Below are 16,574 nucleotides of genomic sequence, written 5' to 3'. Positions count from 1 at the left end.
GATCGGCGGTGGATAGTCTCGCGGGTATGACCGACACCGAGCCCTCCCTGTTCGAACGGATGATCGCGGGTGAGATTCCCGCCGATTTCGTGCACACCGACGAGCGCACGATCGCGATCCGCGACATCAGTCCGCAGGCACCGGTCCACGTGCTGGTGGTCCCACGCGAGCGGTACCGTAACGCGGCCGAGCTGGCCGCGGCGGATCCGGAGTTGTTGGCCGAACTCGTCCGGGTCGCGGGGCGGATCGCCGAGAACGAAGGAATCGCGGAAGCGGGGTACCGGCTGCTGTTCAACACCAACTCCGATGCCGGGCAGACCATCTTCCACGTGCATCTGCACCTGCTCGGGGGGCGCCAGTTGGGGCCGTTGGCCTGACCTGCCCCTGGCCGCGCCCCGCGGCGGGCACGGGTGCGTACTCCACGCGTCCAGGGGCGAGCATCGGCGGTAATCCAGTTGTCCGTTGCTCTACCATTGACAGTGACAGGATCCAGTACCGAAATCGCGCTTCAGCGCAGGAAGCAGGCCGGTAGCAGCGTGGCCGGAACCGCAGCGGACGGGGCGGCGGCTCGTTCGGGAAACGAGTCGTCCCAGCCTCAGCAGGCACAGTCCACCCGAACAGTGCCCGACACGGCGGTGCTCGCCCTGCTCGGTTCGAAGGACGAGAACCTTCGGACCGCGGAGGACGTACTCGACGCCGATGTTCACGTACGGGGCAACGAGGTGAGCATCTCCGGGGAACCCACCGAGGTCGCGTTCGCCGAACGGGTGTTCGACGAACTCATCGAGCTCGTTTCCAAGGGCAACCAGCTCACACCCGATATCGTGCGTCGCAGCGTGACGATGCTTTCCGCCAGTAACGGGGACTCGCCCAGTGACGTGCTGACCATGGACGTGCTGTCCCGACGCGGACGCAGTATCCGTCCGAAGACCGCCAACCAGAAGCGCTACGTCGACGCCATCGACGAGAACACGGTCGTCTTCGGCATCGGACCGGCCGGCACCGGCAAGACCTATCTGGCGATGGCCAAGGCCGTGCAGGCCCTGCAGGCCAAGGAGGTCAACCGGATCATCCTCATCCGACCCGCGGTGGAGGCGGGGGAACGGTTGGGTTACCTGCCGGGAAGTCTCTACGAGAAGATCGACCCCTATCTGCGGCCGCTCTACGACGCGTTGTACGACATGATCGACCCCGAATCGGTCCCCCGGCTGACCCAGGCCGGAACCATCGAGGTCGCTCCGTTGGCCTACATGCGCGGACGTACCCTCAACGATGCCTTCATCATCCTCGACGAGGCGCAGAACACCACGCCGGAACAGATGAAGATGTTTCTGACCAGGCTGGGTTTCGGTTCCAAGATCGTGGTTACCGGCGACGTGACGCAGATCGACCTGCCCGGCGGGCAGCGCAGCGGTCTCAAGGTCGTCCGCGAGATCCTGGAGGGGATCGACGACGTCCTGTTCTCGACCCTGGACAGCCAGGACGTGGTGCGGCATCGCCTGGTGGGTGAGATCGTCAACGCGTACGACCGTTGGCAGGAACGCCAGGACGGTGAGGGCGGCGAGCCCGCCCGAAGGACACGAGTTTCCGAGGGACGGGCGCACGAGCAGGCATGAGTATCGAGATAGCCAACGAGTCCGTCGTACGGGTGCCCGAGACCACCATCGTCTCCGTCGCCCGCTTCGTGCTGGACCGCATGGGCGTGAGCAGGTTGGCCGAGCTGTCCATCGTGCTGGTCGAGCTCGACGTGATGGCCGACCTGCACGAACGCTGGATGGACCTGTCCGGCCCCACCGACGTGATGGCCTTCCCCATGGAGGAGTACGAGGCGCCACGCGGGCAGGACTCCACCGAGACCAGCCCGGGACTGCTCGGTGACCTCGTGCTGTGCCCCGAGTTCGCCAGGGACCAGGCACGCAAGGCCGGTCACGGGATGGAGGACGAGCTCTACCTGCTCACGGTGCACGGGGTGCTGCATCTGCTCGGCTATGATCACGCCGAGCCGGAGGAGGAACGCGAGATGTTCGCGTTGCAGAACCGGTTGCTCGCCGAGTTCCGGGAGGCCAAGACGGAGGCCGAGCGCGCCGCGCAGCAGCGCGATGCCGACTCACGGGTGCTGGGTGTGGTGGGGCTCGACGAGTCCCAGGAGGCCACGGCCGACGGCGATTCCGAGCGGTAACGGACTTTCCCATCGTGTTCACCGGGATCATGGCGCTGTTGGTGTGGGCCGTGTCGTTGGTGTTGGCGGCCGGCGTGTTCGCGGCCGCCGACGCGGCCATCGGAACGGCCTCGCACGCCAGAGTCGAGGAGCTGCTGCGTCAGGGAAGGGCAGGAGCGGCACAGTTCGCCAGGGTGCTGGCCGACCGCCCCAGACACGTCAACCTGTTGCTGCTGTTGCGGTTGACCTGCGAGCTCACCGCGACGGTGCTGGTAACCGTGATGGTGCTCGAGGTGAGTGCCGCGCCCGGTTGGTCGGTGCTGTTCGCCGTGCTGATCATGCTGGTGGTTTCCTACGTGCTCGTCGGTGTGGGGCCGCGAACCATAGGACGCCAGCATCCCTACGGGGTGGGACTCGTGGTGGCGGGGCCGGTAGCCGTGCTGGCCCGACTGCTCAACCCGCTCACGCGGTTGCTGATTTTCGTCGGGAACGCCATCACTCCCGGCCGCGGTTTCCGTGAGGGGCCGTTCTCCTCGGAAGTGGAACTGCGGGAACTCGTCGATCTGGCGGGGGAGCGTGGCGTGGTCGCCGCCGGTGAGCGCGAGATGATCCACTCGGTCTTCGAGCTCGGTGACACCACGGCACGCGAGGTGATGGTGCCGCGAACCGAGATGATCTGGATCGAGCACGTCAAGGCTCCCCGGCAGGCACTGGCACTCGCCCTGCGGTCCGGGTTCTCCCGTATTCCCGTGATCGGTGACAGCGTCGACGACATCGTCGGGATCGTCACGCTCAAGGAACTGGCCAGGATGACCAGCGAGCGCGGCGAGTCCACCGAGTCCGAGAGCGGCCGGGTCTCCGATCTGATGCGGGAGGCCAGTTTCGTGCCGGACTCCAAGCGACTGGACGAGTTGCTCAAGGAGATGCAGCTCTCGCGCAGTCACATGGCGATAGCGGTGGACGAGTACGGCGGCACGGCTGGACTGCTGACCATCGAGGACATCATCGAGGAGATCGTCGGTGAGATCACCGACGAGTCCGATCGGGAGGAACACCGTCCGGTCGAGTGGCTCGACGAGGAACTGGTTCGGGTCAGTTCACGGTTGCCGGTGGCCGATCTCGGAAGCCTGTTCGAGGTGGAGCTCGACGATTCCGAGGTCGAGACCGTGGGCGGGTTGCTCGCGCAGCGCCTCGGCCGTGTGCCCCTCCCCGGCGCCGAGGCCGAGATATCCGGACTCCGGTTGCGTGCCGAGGGGGGTAAGGACCATCGCGGTCGTATCCGGATCAACGCGTTGCTGGTTCGCAGGGCGAGCGAGTCCAACGGGCACAACGCCGCCGATGACGAAAGGAATTCGCAGCATGGCTGAACGCACCGAGAGCGTGACCGAGCAGCTCGATCCCGAGGACAGCAAGATCGTGACGCTGGCGCGGTCGGCACGGGCGCGAATCGGCGCGGCGGAGGGGGCTGCCGTGCGCGACACCGACGGCAGAACCTACACCGGCTGCACCGTGGGATTGACCGCGCTGCGGCTGACGGCGTTGCAGGTGGCGGTGGCCACCGCCGTCTCCAGCGGGGCCGAGGGGCTGGAAGCGGCGGCTGTCGTCACTGCGGCGGGTGAAGTGGACGCCGACTCGATGGCTGCGGTTCGGGAGCTGGCGAGTACGGCACCGGTGCTCCGAGCGAACGGCGACGGCGAGGTCGTCGAGCTCTCACGAGAGGTCTGACGAAACCCGACCGGGCCGGCCGGGTGGCTCACTGCCACTCGGTCAGTCCCGCGTCGTAGGGCGAGGCACGGGCTGGTGGTTCCTCCCCCGCTTCGGTGAAGGCCTGCAACGCCCGTACCAACCCCGCGCGATCCTCGTGCGGGATGCGTTCGACGATGGCCGAGATCTCGCTCCGGCGGTACTCGGTGACCCGATCCACCAGGCCGCGGCCCGCTTCGGTGAGGCTGACCGTGATCTCTCGCCGGGAGGCGGGGTTGCTGTTGCGCTGCGCCCATCCCGCTGTGACCAGCCTGTCCACCGTTCTGGTCGCCGTGGACGGATTCACTCCCAGCATCTCCGCGAGCGAGACCAGCTTCAGCGGGCCCCGCGAGCCGAGAGCCACCAGCAGTCGGAACTGCGGCAGCGTGATCGGTCCGGCAACCGCGGCGACCGATTTCGCCGAGACTCCCACCAGTAACCGGGACGCGGTCAGTACCGCCTCGGTGATCGCGTCCACCTCGTCACCGTGCGGCGGCATTTCGTTACTCATGTCGCTATTTTCACATTGACGTGCACAGGGCAAGAGTTGCATTATGCAATGATGATGGCGGAAGCCGCAAAACGATCGATAGCCCTGCCCGTAGCGGTACGTGGGCGGATCGGAATCTGGCTCCGCGAACGTGGCAGCGGCCTGATGGCCCTCGCACTGCTGGTCGGCCTCGGTTCGGGGCTCGGCGCCATAGCCTTTCGGTGGCTGATCACGTCCGCGACCGAGCTGTTCTCCGGACGTCCCGAATACACCGCCGTGCCCGGTGCGCCACATCCCTGGCTGCCCGGACTCGGAATCTGGTTTCTGGTGCTGGTCCCCGCCGTCGCGGGACTCATCTACGGCCCACTGGTCTACTGGTTCGCTCCCGAGGCCAAGGGGCACGGTGTCCCCGAGGTCATGTACGCCGTATCGGAACGCGGTGGCCGGATAAAACCCCAGGTCAGCCTGGTCAAGGCTCTGGCCTCGGCGCTGTGCATCGGCGGTGGCGGGTCCGTCGGCAGGGAAGGTCCGATCGTGCAGATCGGCTCCGCCCTCGGCTCCACCATGGGACGCGGCATGCGGCTCACCGAGCGGAGAATGCGAGTGCTGGTCGCCTGCGGCGCGGCCGGCGGCATCGCCGCCACGTTCAACGCTCCCATGGCGGGACCGTTCTTCGCGATGGAACTCATCCTCCGCGACTTCACGGTGGAGTCCTTCGGCGCCGTGGTGCTGTCCAGCGTCACCGCCAGCGTGATCGGGCGTGCCGTGATGGGCAACGAGGCGTTCCTCTCGCTGCCCGCCTTCCACCTGCAGAACCCGACCGAGTTCCTGCTGTTCGCGCTGCTCGGCGTGCTGGTCGGTGCCTCCGGCGTGCTGTTCTCCAAGGTGCTCTACCGCGTGGAGGACTTCTGCGACCGAATATGGCGCGGCCCGGAGTGGCTGCGTCCCGGCGTCGGCGGGTTGTTCCTCGGCCTGCTGTTGCTGGTGCTGCCGCAGATGTACGGCGTCGGCTATCCGGTGCTGGGCAACGCCATCAACGGCAACTACGCCATCTGGTTCCTGGTGGTGCTGCTGTTGGGCAAGATGGTCGCCACCAGCCTCACCATCGGCATCGGCGGATCCGGGGGTGTGTTCGCCCCCGCCCTGTTCATCGGCGGCATGGGGGGCACCGCGTTCGGTCTCCTCGCTCACGGGTTGGTTCCGGAGATCGCCGGATCGCCGGGAGCCTACGGGCTCATCGGCATGGGGGCGGCCTTCGCCGGTTCGGCACGGGCACCCATGACGGCTGTGATCATCCTGTTCGAGCTGACCGGGCAGTACTCGATCATCCTGCCGCTGATGCTCGCCGTCGTGGTCGCGACGTTGATCAGCAGGACACTCAGTCGGGACACGATCTACACCACCAAGCTGAGCAGACGCGGCATCGACCTCGACGCCAGGCAACGGCGTGGTCGGTTGCCGGACCGTACGGTCGCCGACGTGATGGATCCGTTGCCGGAAACGTTGACCACGCGCACGAAGCTCTCCGAAGCCGCGCAACGGCTGGCCCAGAGCACCGACTCCGTGCTGCCCGTGCTGGACGACGAAGGGTGCTACCGGGGGTGCGTCACGGCTGGGGCGGTGGCCGAAGTGCTCGGGGACGGCACCGTGGACAACGGTGAGGTCGGTGACCTGTTGGAGATACCCCCGGCGATCGCCTCCGGCACCAAACTCGTCGACGCACTCGACTCGCTGGTGTCCGTCGAGGTGACCGCAGCCCCCGTGCTGGAGGAGCAGGGCACCCAACCGGTCGGCTGGATCAGTCACCGAACGCTGTTGAGCTGCATGGGCACCACCGCCAACAGCGGTTGAGAACGGTTTGCACGAAGGTGTGGCCGGGGGCCCTCGTCCCGTCGCGCCGCGGGCAGCGGTGCGTGGACCGGGCTCCCCGCACGTCGCTGGGATGGCAGGCACGTCAGAATAGAGCCGTGACCAGCTCAAGCGAAACACATCGATCCGGATTCGCCTGCTTCGTGGGCCGCCCCAACGCCGGCAAGTCGACGTTGACCAACGCACTCGTCGGCACGAAGGTGGCCATCACCTCCAGCAAGCCGCAGACCACGCGGCACGCGATTCGAGGGATCGTGCACCGGCCCGACGCGCAGTTGGTCATCGTGGACACGCCGGGACTGCACCGTCCCCGCACCCTGCTGGGCGAGCGGCTCAACGACCTGGTGCACGAAACGTGGTCCGAGGTCGACGTCATCGGCTTCTGCGTGCCCGCCGACCAGAAGATCGGGCCCGGCGATCGCCACATCGCGGCGGAGCTCGCCAAGGTCGCGCGACGTACCCCGGTGATCGGTATCGTCACCAAGACCGATGTGGTGAACAGAGCACGCGTGGCCCAACAACTGGTCGCCATGCAGGAACTCATGGACTTCGCCGAGATCGTTCCGGTCTCGGCGGTGGACCGGTTCCAGATGGACGTGCTCTCCGATCTGCTGGTTCAGCAGGTTCCGGAGGGGCCGCAGCTGTATCCGGACGGCGAGATCACCGACGAGCCCGAGGAATCGCTGATCTCCGAACTCATCCGCGAGTCGGCTCTGGAAGGGGTGCGTGACGAACTGCCGCACTCCCTGGCGGTGGCCATCGACGAGATGGCGCCCAGGGAGAACTACGACAACCTGGTGGACATCTACGCCTCGCTGTATGTGGAGCGTTCCAGCCAGAAGGCCATCGTGATCGGTAGGAGCGGGGAACGTCTCAAGGAGGTCGGCGAGACCGCCAGGCGGCACATCCAGGCGTTGTTGGGCAGCAAGATTTTCCTGGATCTGCAGGTGAAGGTCGCCAAGGAATGGCAACGTGATCCCAAGCAACTTCGCAAGCTGGGATTCTAGAGCCGAGGGGAGAGTTCGCTCGGCTCGCGCGAGCGCGCCTTCGGACGTTCCGGGACGTTACGGTGTGCGAGTCCGATGCCCGGCAGAGCAGCGGGGCACTCCAGCAACGGCCGCCGCGTGCCCGCGACCTCGCGGTGTGTCCGGTTCGTGTACCGGAGCCCCTCGCCCTTCGGGGCCGAGGTCCGGAACCGTCGCGGCGGCCGGTTCGTGATCGTCGTTACCACCGGGTAGCGCGAGCGGGCCGTGATGATCCAGCCGAGTAGCGGTCCCGCGCCCGTCGCCTCGAGCTGTTGGCGAGGCCTCTCACAAGGGTGGGTGGCTCCGCCTTACGCATTGGTCGTCATCATCGGCATGCTGAGGCCGACCGCGATCAGCAGCACGATCAGCACGAGAATCAGCCCGATGAGGCAGTAGCCGACCACCAGGCCGGCCGTGGCCATACCGTCACCCTCGCCTCCGTGGCTCCGGAGCTGCCGCTTGGCCAGGTGACCGAACACCACACCCAGGATCGCAGGTATGATCCCGAAGCCCCATGCGCAGCCGAGCGGGATGGCGGCGAGGGAGAGCACCATCGAGGCGATCGCCATGCCGTTGGTGCCCGGCCGTGCTCCGGGATAGCCCGGTGCGCCGGGCGGGTACTGCTGGTACTGCGGATATTGCTGGTACTGGGGGTACTGTTGGCCCGGTTGGTAACCGGGATAACCGCTCCCGCCGTACGAGCCCTGGTAGGGCTGGGGAAAGCCCCCGCTGTCGGAGGGCGGATTGTGCGGATTCGGATCGTACGGATTGCTCATGCTGCTCCTTCGATGTCGTTGTCCAGATCCAACCACGCCGGATGACCAAAGTGGCGCGCCGTCCCGAACCGTCCGGACCGTGGGTACGATCGTCCCGGTCGGTGCCCGCGGTGGACATCGACGTCGGACAAGCATGCCCGGCCAGGGGCTCCCCGGAGGTGATTCTTGGGGACACGATTCGCGTCCCGTCGGTTCGGGCCGTTCCGCACGCTTTCGGTGGTCCTCGGTCTCGGCGTCGTCGCCGCGGTGTTGCTGATCTCACCCGTCGGGCCGCCGTGCCCGTTCAAGACGTTGGGACTGGACGGCCCCATGTGCGGGGGTACTCGTATGCTCCGGGCGTTGCTGGCGGGTGATCCGTTGCTTGCCCTGGATTTCAACGCTTTCGCGCTGCTGGTGTTGTCCCCGGTGGCGCTGTCCCTGTTCGTGGCGGGGGTACGTTTCGAGCTGGGCAGCACACGGCGGATCTGGCCCGCCGGCCGCGGCGGGGTGGCGTGCGCCTACCTGCTGGGGGTGGGGCTGCTGCTGTGGACGATCCTCCGAAACATTCCCGTTCCGCCCCTGACGACGCTGTCCACCTGAGTGCCCCCGCGATGGGATACTGCGAACGTGAGCCTGTATCGGGATGTCGGTGTCGTGCTGCGTGTGGGCAAGCTCGGCGAGGCCGACCGGATCGTCACACTGCTGACCCGGCGGTACGGCAAGGTGCGCGCCGTGGCCAAAGGAGTGCGTCGCACCGGTTCCCGGTTCGGCGCCAGGTTGGAACCGTTCGCGCACGTTGATGTCCAGCTGCACACCGGAAGAACGCTCGACGTGATCACCCAGGTTCAGACCCTGGACGCTTTCGGGATGGGAATAGTCGGCGACTACCGCCGCTACACCACGGCCTGCGCCGCGTTGGAGACCGTCGACCGCATCGTCGCGGAGGAACGCGAACCGGTGTTGCGCGTGTACCTGCTCACCGTCGGGGCGTTGCGTGCCTTCAGCGGCAGAGACCGGGATCCCTCCCTGGTGTTGGACTCCTTCGTGCTGCGGGCCATGGCGTTCGCGGGGTGGGCCCCGGCGCTGGACGAATGCGCCCGTTGCGGTCTGGCCGGGCCACACCCGGCTTTCAGCGTGGCCGCGGGAGGCACGATCTGCGCCGAGTGCAGGCCCACGGGCACGGTGCGCCCGGCGGCCACGACGATCCGACTGCTGAATGCACTGCTCAACGGCGAATGGGCAGTGGCGGAGGACTCCGGTGAGGCCGTACGCGGCGAGGCCAGCGGGTTGGTAGCCGCGCACCTGCAGTGGCACCTGGAGCACCGGCTGCGCTCGTTGCCCCTGGTCGAGCGGCACGCCGCGGCTGAGCCCGAGGGGCGCGAGTACGAGTCGTCGAACCCCGTGCCGGAGCTCATCCGGCAACGCGCGAGCGGTGTCGAGGAGCCGGTCGAGCACGCCACCCCGTCCGGCGCGGACCGGTCCGGCGCGGCCCAACCCGATTCCGCCAATGCGTCGGGGAACTCGTGATAATCCGCCCCTGCCGGCCCGAGGACGCCGTGGCGGTACGTCGGATCTGTGTGGCCACGGGGGACGCGGGGGAGCACTCGCGTCACATCCTGCGGGATCCGGAGCTGATGGCCCACGTTTTCGCGGGGCCCTACCTCGCCCTGCAACCACGACTGTGCTTTCTGGCCGAGATCTCGGGACAACCGCTCGGTTACGTGGTCGCGGCGTTGGACTCGACCGAGTTCTACCACCGTTGGCAGCGGGAGTGGACCCCGGCGTTCACGGCCAGTCATCCGCTCACCGGCACCGAGGAACGCTCCGACGACGCCGACGAGCACTTGCGGCTGCTGCTGCACCGGCCGCTGCGGATGTTGCTGCCGGATTCCGGGAACTATCCTTCGCATCTGCACATCAACGTGCTTTCCGGAGCCCGTCGTAACGGACTGGGCGCGGCGTTGCTGCGTACACTGTTCACCGCGCTGGAACAGGCCGGTTCCCCGGGGGTGCAGCTCGGTGTGCGGGCCACCAACGCCGCCGCTCACGCGTTCTACCGTGCGATGGGGATGACACGCCTGCCGTTGGACGACGGGCCCGCCATCCGGTTCGGCCGACCACTGGGCGGGTAGCGCAGTCGCGTTCGCGAGAATAGGCGACGGTTCGGGAAGGACTCGGCCCAGCGACCACGAAGGGGACCCACCGATGCTGCGACGCCGCGGGCGGGACAGGGAAGCGCCGAACGTACGGGCGCCCGACCCGCATCCCTCCGGAGCACAACCCCCCTCTCTTCCCCCCGAGCTGGTGCCCAACCACGTGGCCGTGGTCATGGACGGCAACGGCAGGTGGGCGAACGAGCGCGGTCTGCCGCGCATCGAGGGGCACAAACGCGGTGAGGCTGTGGTCCTGGAGCTGACGCGCGGGGCGATCCAGCTGGGGGTGCAGTGGCTGTCGCTGTACGCCTTCTCCACCGAGAACTGGAAACGCAGTCCCGACGAGGTCAAGTTCCTGATGGGCTTCAACCGGGACGTGATCCACCGCAGGGTGGACGAGCTGGACGAACTCGGTGTGCGGGTGCGTTGGGCGGGCCGGCGGCCCAAGCTGTGGCGCAGTGTGGTCGACGAGCTGCGGGCCGCGGAGCGGCGTACCGCCGAGAACCAGGTCATGAACCTGACGATGTGCGTCAACTACGGCGGTCGCGCGGAGATCGGCGACTCGGCGCGGGAGATCGCCCGACTCGCCGCGGCGGGCAAGATCAATCCGGACAAGGTGGACCAGCGTACGGTGGCACGCCACCTGTACCAACCCCAGATGCCGGACGTGGATCTGTTCATCCGTCCCTCCGGGGAACGCCGTACCTCCAACTTCATGCTCTGGCAGTCCGCCTACGCCGAGATGGTCTTTCAGGACACGCTGTTCCCGGACGTGGACCGCACGCACTTCTGGGACGCCTGCGCCGCCTACGCGCGCCGTGATCGTCGATTCGGGGGTGCGGTGGACCGAACCGAGCAGGACTCGAGCCCGGCCGAGCACGATGGGGAGCAGCATTGATGTCGAGTGAAGCCGCCGGGACGGCCGATCTGCTGACCGTGGCCAAACGTGCGCTGGAGAACTACTACGAGGTACGGGTCGACGACGACGGGGCGCTGACCTTCCTGCACTCCGGTACGCCGTGCGCGTTGCAGGCGATGCGCCTCGCCGAGGGACTGACCGTGCTGAGCCTGACCTGCGTGGTCGCCTGGGACCTGCCCCGGGATGACGCGATAGCCCGATGGGTGGCCGAACGTGCCGGTCAGGGCATGTTCGGCACGCTCGGTGTGGTGCGCAACGAGGGGGGAATGGATCTCACGCTGCGCTACGCGTTCCCCGCCGACGGGATGACCGAGGAGCCGCTGGCCACGTTGCTGATGCTCGTGGTTTCCGGTGGGTCGCAGCTGCGGGGGGAACTGGCCGAGACGTTCGGCTCCGAGGCGGTGACCGGGTTCGGCGATCCCGGCTGATCGGATCCTCGTGCCGCTGGCCGGGTCTCGTGCCGGTGCCGCGGCAGCACGAGTTCCCGGTCGGTGCGTTCCCCGGGGCCGAGAGGGTTCGCTCGCGATTTCGGTCCCCGGGTGCTCCCGCCGCGGGGGCTCGACTCGGTGGAGGTCAGAGTCCGCACTCGGAGCAAGTGCCGATTATCTCGACGGTGTGGTCCACCTCGGAGAAGCCGTGTTCGGTGGCGATCCGTTCCGCCCAGTCCTCCACCGGGGGATCCGCCACCTCGACGGTTCTGCCGCAGTACCGGCAGACCAGATGATGGTGGTGGTCGGCGGAGCACTTCCGGTAGACGGCCTCCCCGGAGTCACTGCGAAGCACGTCGATCTCACCCGCGTCGGCCAGCGACTGCAGTGTGCGGTAGACGGTTGTCAGCCCGATTCCCTCACCACGGTTTCGCAACTGTTCGTGCAGTTCCTGCGCGGAGCGGAAATCGTCGATCTCGCTGAGCAGACGCGACACCGCGGCCCGTTGCTTGGTGGACCGCAGACCCGGGATCGCGGCCGAGGGACGCTCGCTGGGGGTCACGCTTTCTCCGTCTTCTGCTCGGATGTGTACGGGACTGTAACTAAGTTCTCGCGACTCGCGTGTCCGGCCCGTCGGTCCGCACCGGAGCGGTCGGCGAGCCCTCGGGCGGATCGTGTCACCGATTAAGGCGCGTTCACCGTGGAGGCGTTCTCGTCCTCCGAGTCCTCTTCCGCGTGGGCTACGGCGTCCACGACTATGTGTGCCAGATGCTCGTCGACCAACCGGTAGACCACTTCGCGCCCGTTGCGGCGGCCGCGCACCACACCAGCCGTTTTCAGCACCCGAAGATGTTGGCTGATGAGCGGCTGGGCCACGCCGAGCGCGTCGACGAGTTCGTGCACACAGCGTTCTCCCGCGCGCAGTTGCAGCACGATGGCGATCCGCACCGGGGCGGCCAACGCCCGCAGCAACTCACCCGCCTCGGCAAGGGTTTCCGGATCACCGGTGGGTACCGTGGCCGGCTCGGCTCGTTCGCCGGAGTGCTCTTCGTCGTTGCTCATGAGAGGTGATCAGCGGCACTACCACGTGATGATCGACCGTCCGCCGGTCACGGCGGTACGAGTCCTCCGAGGCACACGCGGCGCAGTGTCGTGGCCGAAGGGATCCTTTCATCGCCTCGTCGCGAGTTGGTCGTGGAACACCGTCCATCCTACGGGCGTCGTCCACTTCGGCGGGCGCAGCCGAGCTCGCGGGTGTCGGTACTGCGGGGTGGGGCCGCGCCGCCCTCGATGCTGCCTCGGTACGCTGGGAAACTCACCGTCGGGAATCCGCGGACCAGCCCGGCCGATTCGTCGAGTACCGAACCGACTTCCTCGGCCGGAGCCCGAGCAACCAGCGACAAGCGTGGAGTGAGCGTGCCCACCGACCAGATCGAAACGATCGTGAATCTGTGCAAGCGTCGTGGCTTCGTCTACCCGAGCGGCGAAATTTACGGCGGTACCCGGTCGGCATGGGATTACGGGCCGCTCGGGGTGGAGCTCAAGGACAACATCAAGCGCCAGTGGTGGCGCAGCATGGTGCAGGGGCGGGACGACGTCGTCGGCCTGGACTCGTCGGTCATCCTGCCGCGTGAGGTCTGGGAAGCGTCCGGACACGTGCAGGAGTTCGTGGATCCGTTGGTCGAGTGCACCGCTTGCCACCACCGGCACCGCTCGGACCAGCTCGCCGAGGAGTACGCCGAGCGCACCGGCAAGGACGTCGACGACAGCGACCTCTCCGAGGTTCCCTGCCCGAACTGCGGGAACCGCGGCCAGTTCACCGAGCCGAAGATGTTCAACGGGCTGCTCAAGACCTTCCTGGGGCCGGTCGACTCGGAGGAGGGGCTGCACTACCTGCGTCCGGAGACGGCTCAGGGCATCTTTGTCAACTTCTTGAACGTGATGACCACGGCGCGCAAGAAACCGCCGTTCGGGATCGGCCAGGTCGGCAAGTCGTTCCGCAACGAGGTGACCCCCGGCAACTTCATCTTCCGCACCCGCGAGTTCGAGCAGATGGAGATGGAGTTCTTCGTCGAGCCGGGTGAGGACGAGTCCTGGCACGAGTACTGGATCTCCAACCGCACCGAGTGGTACACTGACCTCGGTATCGATCCGAACAACATCCGGCATTACGAGCACCCCAAGGAAAAGCTCTCGCACTACTCCAAGCGGACCGTCGACATCGAGTACCGCTTCGGCTTCAGCGGCAGCGAGTGGGGTGAGCTGGAGGGCGTCGCGAACCGGACGGACTTCGACCTGACCACCCACTCCAACCATTCCGGCGTGGACCTGTCGTACTTCGACCAGACCAGCAACTCCCGTTACCGTCCCTACGTGATCGAACCCGCGGCCGGGCTAGGCCGGCCGATGATGGCCTTCCTGGTCGACGCCTACCGCGAGGACGAGGCCCCCAACGCCAAGGGCGGGGTGGACAAGCGCGTCGTGCTCAAACTCGACCGCAGGCTGGCGCCGATCAAGGTGGCGGTGCTGCCGCTGTCGCGGAACGCCGATCTCTCCCCCAAGGCGAGGGACGTCGCGACCACGCTGCGCCGCAACTGGAACATCGACTTCGATGACGCGGGTGCCATCGGGAGGCGCTATCGCAGGCACGACGAGATCGGTACTCCGTTCTGCGTCACGGTCGACTTCGACTCGTTGTCCGACCACGCGGTGACGGTGCGCGAACGCGACACGATGGAGCAGGAACGGGTGGCCATCGACAAGCTGGAGGCGTATCTGGCGGCCCGCCTGGTCGGCTGCTGATCCCGGGGCTCACGCGTGGTCGGTCGCGGATCTGCAACGATGCGTGACGTGACCCATCACCTCGAGACCGGACAGGCAAGGCGCCGTGGACGCATGACCGTCTGGATCAGCAGAGTAGTCCTCGGCGCGCTGCTGGTCGCCTCGCTGGTGCTCGGTGGTACCGCCTTCCGGGTCTGGCAGGTCGCGCTCGTCGACCAGCGGCACAGCGCCGACATGATCGTGGTTCTCGGGGCCGCGCAGTACAACGGTGATCCCTCCCCGGTGTTGCGCAGCAGGCTGGAGCACGCGCTGGAGCTCTACCGGGGTGGGCTCTCCGAGCACATCGTCACTGTCGGCGGGAACCAGGCCGGTGACAACTACACGGAGGCCCAGGCGAGCAGCATGTGGTTGATCGAGCAGGGGGTGCCGCCGAGCGACGTGGTGGAGGCCGAGGTCGGTAGTGACACGCTGCGCAGCATCCGTGCCGTCTCCGAGATCGCCGAGCGCCGCGACTGGGACTCGGCACTGATCGTCAGTGATCCCTGGCACTCCTGGCGGTGCCGGACCATGGCCGAGGACCAGGGGTTGCGGGCCATGGTCTCGCCGACCAGGAGCGGGCCGACCGAGGACGTACGGACCGCCTACATCCTGCGCGAGGCGGCCGCGATGCTGTTCTACCGCGTCATGCACGCCTCGGCGGATGTCACCGGCTACGGACTCGGCTAGCGGCAGGAGTTCGTCGACCCGTTCTCGCGGCGGGTCCCGCCCCGCGGAACCTCCCGCCGGCTCGTTCGCGGCGCGTTGTCGGGCCCGTTCCGTACGCTGTGGTCGATGTCCGCGCTCCGTCCGCCGGGTTACACCGAGCACGATCTGCAGCGGTTGGTCGAGGAGTTTCCCAAGGTCTCCGAGTCGGCCGGTGGGGAACCGCTGCCGCGTGCGCCCTTCGCGCGCGATCGCGCGCGCGTGCTGCACTCCGCCGCGTTGCGGCGGCTCGCGGGCAAGACCCAGGTGATGGGTCCCGGTGAGGGTGATGTCCCCAGGACGAGACTCACCCACTCCCTGGAGGTCGCACAGATCGGTCGCGCCATCGCGGTGGAGCTGGGAACCGATCCCGACGTGGTGGACACCGCCGGGCTGGCCCACGACATCGGTCATCCGCCGTTCGGCCACAACGGGGAACACGCGCTCGCGGAGCTGGCCGCGGACTGCGGGGGCTTCGAGGGCAACGCGCAGACGTTGCGGATCCTGACCAGACTCGAACCCAAACTGGTGGCTCCGGACGGCACCGAGTGCGGTCTCAACCTCACTCGTGCCTGCCTGGACGCCACCACGAAGTACCCTTGGCCGCTGCCGCACGACGGGTACGGCAAGTTCGGGGTCTACGAGTCGGACTCTACCGTGTTCCGGTGGCTGCGCCGGGGAGCGCCGTCCCGGACGCGTTGCCTGGAGGCCCAGATCATGGACTGGGCCGACGACGTCGCCTACTCGGTGCACGACTTGGAGGACGGGGTGCACACCGGTCGGATCGCGCCGCGTGCCCTGCTGGATACCGAGGAGCGTGGCGAGATTCTGCGTATCGCGGGCAAGTACTTCCGTCAGCCACGATCGCCGGAGACCGGGGCGTTGGAGACGGCGGCCTTCGAACTGATGGCGAACCCCGCGCTCGCGGCCGTGATCGACTACGACGGTTCGGTCACCGCGCAGGTGGCGCTCAAGCGGCTGACCAGTGAGCTCGTGGGACGGTTCGTCGCCGCGGCGGTGCGAGCCACCAGGTCGGAGTTCGGGGACGGCCAGCTGACGCGCTACGCGGCCGATCTGGTGGTGCCGGAAGAGGTGGCAGCCGAGGTCGCGGTGCTCAAGGCCATGGCGTTGCGCTACGTCATGAGCGATCCGGAGCGGTTGCGGTTGCAGGAGTCCCAGCGCCGGATCCTCACCGAGCTGGTGACCGTGCTGGTGCGGGCCGCGCCCGCCTCGTTGACGCCGGCGGCGCGGGTCGCCTGGCAGGACGCTGCCGACGACTGCGGCCGACTGCGTGCCGTGCTCGATCAGGTGGCCTCGTTCACCGACGCCCAGGCGGTGTCCTGGCATGCACGTTGGGTTACTGGAACCGGTTATTCGGTGTGACTTACGCCAGACAAGGCAGCGTAGAACGCATCTGTTGGTGCACGCTAATACGCAGCGTGATTTTCACTGGTCATGATTACAACTTTCGTGTGAAAATCTGCGGCAGTCCCCGATAAGCCGCCAGGAGCC

Annotated in this window: 19 protein-coding genes; 15 read left to right on the top strand and 4 right to left on the bottom strand. The window is 67.3% G+C overall.

Annotation, left to right across the window (positions count from 1 at the left end; all coding sequences use genetic code 11):
- The first annotated feature begins 26 nt into the window (after positions 1 to 26).
- The 5 genes from BLR41_RS18510 to BLR41_RS18490 all read left to right on the top strand — a co-directional run bounded on the left by BLR41_RS18510 (position 27) and on the right by BLR41_RS18490 (position 3,883).
- Positions 27 to 377 carry a histidine triad nucleotide-binding protein gene (locus BLR41_RS18510; RefSeq protein WP_092630650.1) on the top strand — a complete coding sequence of 117 codons (351 nt, stop codon included), beginning with the start codon at positions 27 to 29 and terminating at the stop codon, positions 375 to 377.
- A gap of 159 nt (positions 378 to 536) precedes the next feature.
- On the top strand, positions 537 to 1,616 hold the full coding sequence (locus BLR41_RS18505; RefSeq protein WP_092630647.1) for a PhoH family protein: 1,080 nt from the start codon (positions 537 to 539) through the stop codon (positions 1,614 to 1,616).
- The gene (ybeY, locus tag BLR41_RS18500) at positions 1,613 to 2,179 is read left to right on the top strand and encodes an rRNA maturation RNase YbeY (RefSeq protein WP_092630644.1); all 567 of its coding nucleotides are present in this window, start codon (positions 1,613 to 1,615) and stop codon (positions 2,177 to 2,179) included. The genes BLR41_RS18505 and ybeY overlap by 4 nt, the downstream gene beginning before the upstream one ends.
- 29 nt (positions 2,180 to 2,208) lie before the next feature.
- Positions 2,209 to 3,525: a CNNM domain-containing protein gene (locus BLR41_RS18495; RefSeq protein ID WP_176798058.1), complete on the top strand. Its 1,317-nt coding sequence runs from the start codon at positions 2,209 to 2,211 to the stop codon at positions 3,523 to 3,525.
- Entirely contained in the window at positions 3,518 to 3,883 is a 366-nt protein-coding gene (locus BLR41_RS18490) for a hypothetical protein (protein WP_092630638.1), read from the top strand. Before BLR41_RS18495 ends, BLR41_RS18490 begins: the two co-directional genes overlap by 8 nt.
- Before the next feature lie 28 nt (positions 3,884 to 3,911).
- Here the strand turns inward: BLR41_RS18490 and BLR41_RS18485 are convergent, their stop codons facing one another.
- A complete protein-coding gene (locus BLR41_RS18485) occupies positions 3,912 to 4,412 on the bottom strand; it encodes a MarR family winged helix-turn-helix transcriptional regulator (protein ID WP_092630636.1) in 501 nt (166 codons plus the stop codon).
- A 54-nt stretch (positions 4,413 to 4,466) separates the two neighbouring features.
- On the opposite strand from BLR41_RS18485, the gene BLR41_RS18480 reads away from it, so the two are divergent.
- Both BLR41_RS18480 and era read left to right on the top strand, forming a co-directional pair.
- On the top strand, positions 4,467 to 6,242 hold the full coding sequence (locus BLR41_RS18480) for a chloride channel protein (protein ID WP_176798052.1): 1,776 nt from the start codon (positions 4,467 to 4,469) through the stop codon (positions 6,240 to 6,242).
- A gap of 116 nt (positions 6,243 to 6,358) precedes the next feature.
- On the top strand, positions 6,359 to 7,267 hold the full coding sequence (gene era, locus BLR41_RS18475) for a GTPase Era (protein WP_092630630.1): 909 nt from the start codon (positions 6,359 to 6,361) through the stop codon (positions 7,265 to 7,267).
- A 326-nt stretch (positions 7,268 to 7,593) separates the two neighbouring features.
- Here the strand turns inward: era and BLR41_RS18465 are convergent, their stop codons facing one another.
- Positions 7,594 to 8,061, bottom strand: a complete 468-nt coding sequence (locus BLR41_RS18465) for a DUF4190 domain-containing protein (protein WP_092630624.1) — start codon at positions 8,059 to 8,061, stop codon at positions 7,594 to 7,596.
- A 165-nt stretch (positions 8,062 to 8,226) separates the two neighbouring features.
- On the opposite strand from BLR41_RS18465, the gene BLR41_RS18460 reads away from it, so the two are divergent.
- The 5 genes from BLR41_RS18460 to BLR41_RS18440 all read left to right on the top strand — a co-directional run bounded on the left by BLR41_RS18460 (position 8,227) and on the right by BLR41_RS18440 (position 11,540).
- Entirely contained in the window at positions 8,227 to 8,640 is a 414-nt protein-coding gene (locus BLR41_RS18460) for a DUF2752 domain-containing protein (protein ID WP_092630621.1), read from the top strand.
- Positions 8,641 to 8,667: 27 nt separating this feature from the next.
- Positions 8,668 to 9,567, top strand: coding sequence for a DNA repair protein RecO (recO, locus tag BLR41_RS18455; protein WP_092630618.1), 900 nt, complete (start codon positions 8,668 to 8,670; stop codon positions 9,565 to 9,567).
- A gap of 29 nt (positions 9,568 to 9,596) precedes the next feature.
- Positions 9,597 to 10,172, top strand: coding sequence for a GNAT family N-acetyltransferase (locus BLR41_RS18450; RefSeq protein ID WP_245694479.1), 576 nt, complete (start codon positions 9,597 to 9,599; stop codon positions 10,170 to 10,172).
- A 73-nt stretch (positions 10,173 to 10,245) separates the two neighbouring features.
- Complete coding sequence (locus BLR41_RS18445; RefSeq protein ID WP_092630615.1) at positions 10,246 to 11,091, top strand: isoprenyl transferase; 846 nt, start codon at positions 10,246 to 10,248, stop codon at positions 11,089 to 11,091.
- Positions 11,091 to 11,540 carry a YbjN domain-containing protein gene (locus BLR41_RS18440; RefSeq protein ID WP_092630612.1) on the top strand — a complete coding sequence of 150 codons (450 nt, stop codon included), beginning with the start codon at positions 11,091 to 11,093 and terminating at the stop codon, positions 11,538 to 11,540. The genes BLR41_RS18445 and BLR41_RS18440 overlap by 1 nt, the downstream gene beginning before the upstream one ends.
- Before the next feature lie 145 nt (positions 11,541 to 11,685).
- On the opposite strand, the gene BLR41_RS18435 is transcribed toward BLR41_RS18440, so the two are convergent.
- Both BLR41_RS18435 and BLR41_RS18430 read right to left on the bottom strand, forming a co-directional pair.
- Positions 11,686 to 12,102 (bottom strand): Fur family transcriptional regulator, encoded by a 417-nt coding sequence (locus tag BLR41_RS18435; RefSeq protein WP_092630609.1) that lies wholly within the window; start codon positions 12,100 to 12,102, stop codon positions 11,686 to 11,688.
- Positions 12,103 to 12,224: 122 nt separating this feature from the next.
- Positions 12,225 to 12,602: an ArsR/SmtB family transcription factor gene (locus BLR41_RS18430; protein WP_092630606.1), complete on the bottom strand. Its 378-nt coding sequence runs from the start codon at positions 12,600 to 12,602 to the stop codon at positions 12,225 to 12,227.
- Positions 12,603 to 12,956: 354 nt separating this feature from the next.
- Between BLR41_RS18430 and BLR41_RS18425 the strand changes: the two genes are divergently transcribed.
- The 3 genes from BLR41_RS18425 (at position 12,957) to BLR41_RS18415 (ending at position 16,445) form a co-directional block, all read left to right on the top strand.
- Positions 12,957 to 14,342, top strand: a complete 1,386-nt coding sequence (locus tag BLR41_RS18425) for a glycine--tRNA ligase (protein WP_092630992.1) — start codon at positions 12,957 to 12,959, stop codon at positions 14,340 to 14,342.
- A gap of 93 nt (positions 14,343 to 14,435) precedes the next feature.
- Positions 14,436 to 15,047 carry an ElyC/SanA/YdcF family protein gene (locus BLR41_RS18420; protein ID WP_092630603.1) on the top strand — a complete coding sequence of 204 codons (612 nt, stop codon included), beginning with the start codon at positions 14,436 to 14,438 and terminating at the stop codon, positions 15,045 to 15,047.
- Between the two features lie 105 nt (positions 15,048 to 15,152).
- The gene (locus tag BLR41_RS18415; protein WP_092630600.1) at positions 15,153 to 16,445 is read left to right on the top strand and encodes a deoxyguanosinetriphosphate triphosphohydrolase; all 1,293 of its coding nucleotides are present in this window, start codon (positions 15,153 to 15,155) and stop codon (positions 16,443 to 16,445) included.
- Positions 16,446 to 16,574 lie beyond the last annotated feature (129 nt).

The sequence above is a fragment of the Actinopolyspora mzabensis genome (genome assembly GCF_900101095.1).
Lineage (GTDB): Bacteria > Actinomycetota > Actinomycetes > Mycobacteriales > Pseudonocardiaceae > Actinopolyspora > Actinopolyspora mzabensis.
This window is presented reverse-complemented; position numbering and strand designations above follow the sequence as displayed.

Bases quoted from the DNA above. Each gene is read 5' to 3' on its own strand.
- BLR41_RS18485 (WP_092630636.1), bottom strand. From the start codon at position 4,412: ATGAGTAACGAAATGCCGCCGCACGGTGACGAGGTGGACGCGATCACC.
- BLR41_RS18495 (WP_176798058.1), top strand. From the start codon at position 2,209: ATGGCGCTGTTGGTGTGGGCCGTGTCGTTGGTGTTGGCGGCCGGCGTG.
- BLR41_RS18465 (WP_092630624.1), bottom strand. From the start codon at position 8,061: ATGAGCAATCCGTACGATCCGAATCCGCACAATCCGCCCTCCGACAGC.
- BLR41_RS18415 (WP_092630600.1), top strand. From the start codon at position 15,153: ATGTCCGCGCTCCGTCCGCCGGGTTACACCGAGCACGATCTGCAGCGG.
- BLR41_RS18430 (WP_092630606.1), bottom strand. From the start codon at position 12,602: ATGAGCAACGACGAAGAGCACTCCGGCGAACGAGCCGAGCCGGCCACG.
- BLR41_RS18510 (WP_092630650.1), top strand. From the start codon at position 27: ATGACCGACACCGAGCCCTCCCTGTTCGAACGGATGATCGCGGGTGAG.
- BLR41_RS18480 (WP_176798052.1), top strand. From the start codon at position 4,467: ATGGCGGAAGCCGCAAAACGATCGATAGCCCTGCCCGTAGCGGTACGT.
- BLR41_RS18490 (WP_092630638.1), top strand. From the start codon at position 3,518: ATGGCTGAACGCACCGAGAGCGTGACCGAGCAGCTCGATCCCGAGGAC.
- BLR41_RS18445 (WP_092630615.1), top strand. From the start codon at position 10,246: ATGCTGCGACGCCGCGGGCGGGACAGGGAAGCGCCGAACGTACGGGCG.
- BLR41_RS18420 (WP_092630603.1), top strand. From the start codon at position 14,436: ATGACCGTCTGGATCAGCAGAGTAGTCCTCGGCGCGCTGCTGGTCGCC.
- ybeY (WP_092630644.1), top strand. From the start codon at position 1,613: ATGAGTATCGAGATAGCCAACGAGTCCGTCGTACGGGTGCCCGAGACC.
- BLR41_RS18440 (WP_092630612.1), top strand. From the start codon at position 11,091: ATGTCGAGTGAAGCCGCCGGGACGGCCGATCTGCTGACCGTGGCCAAA.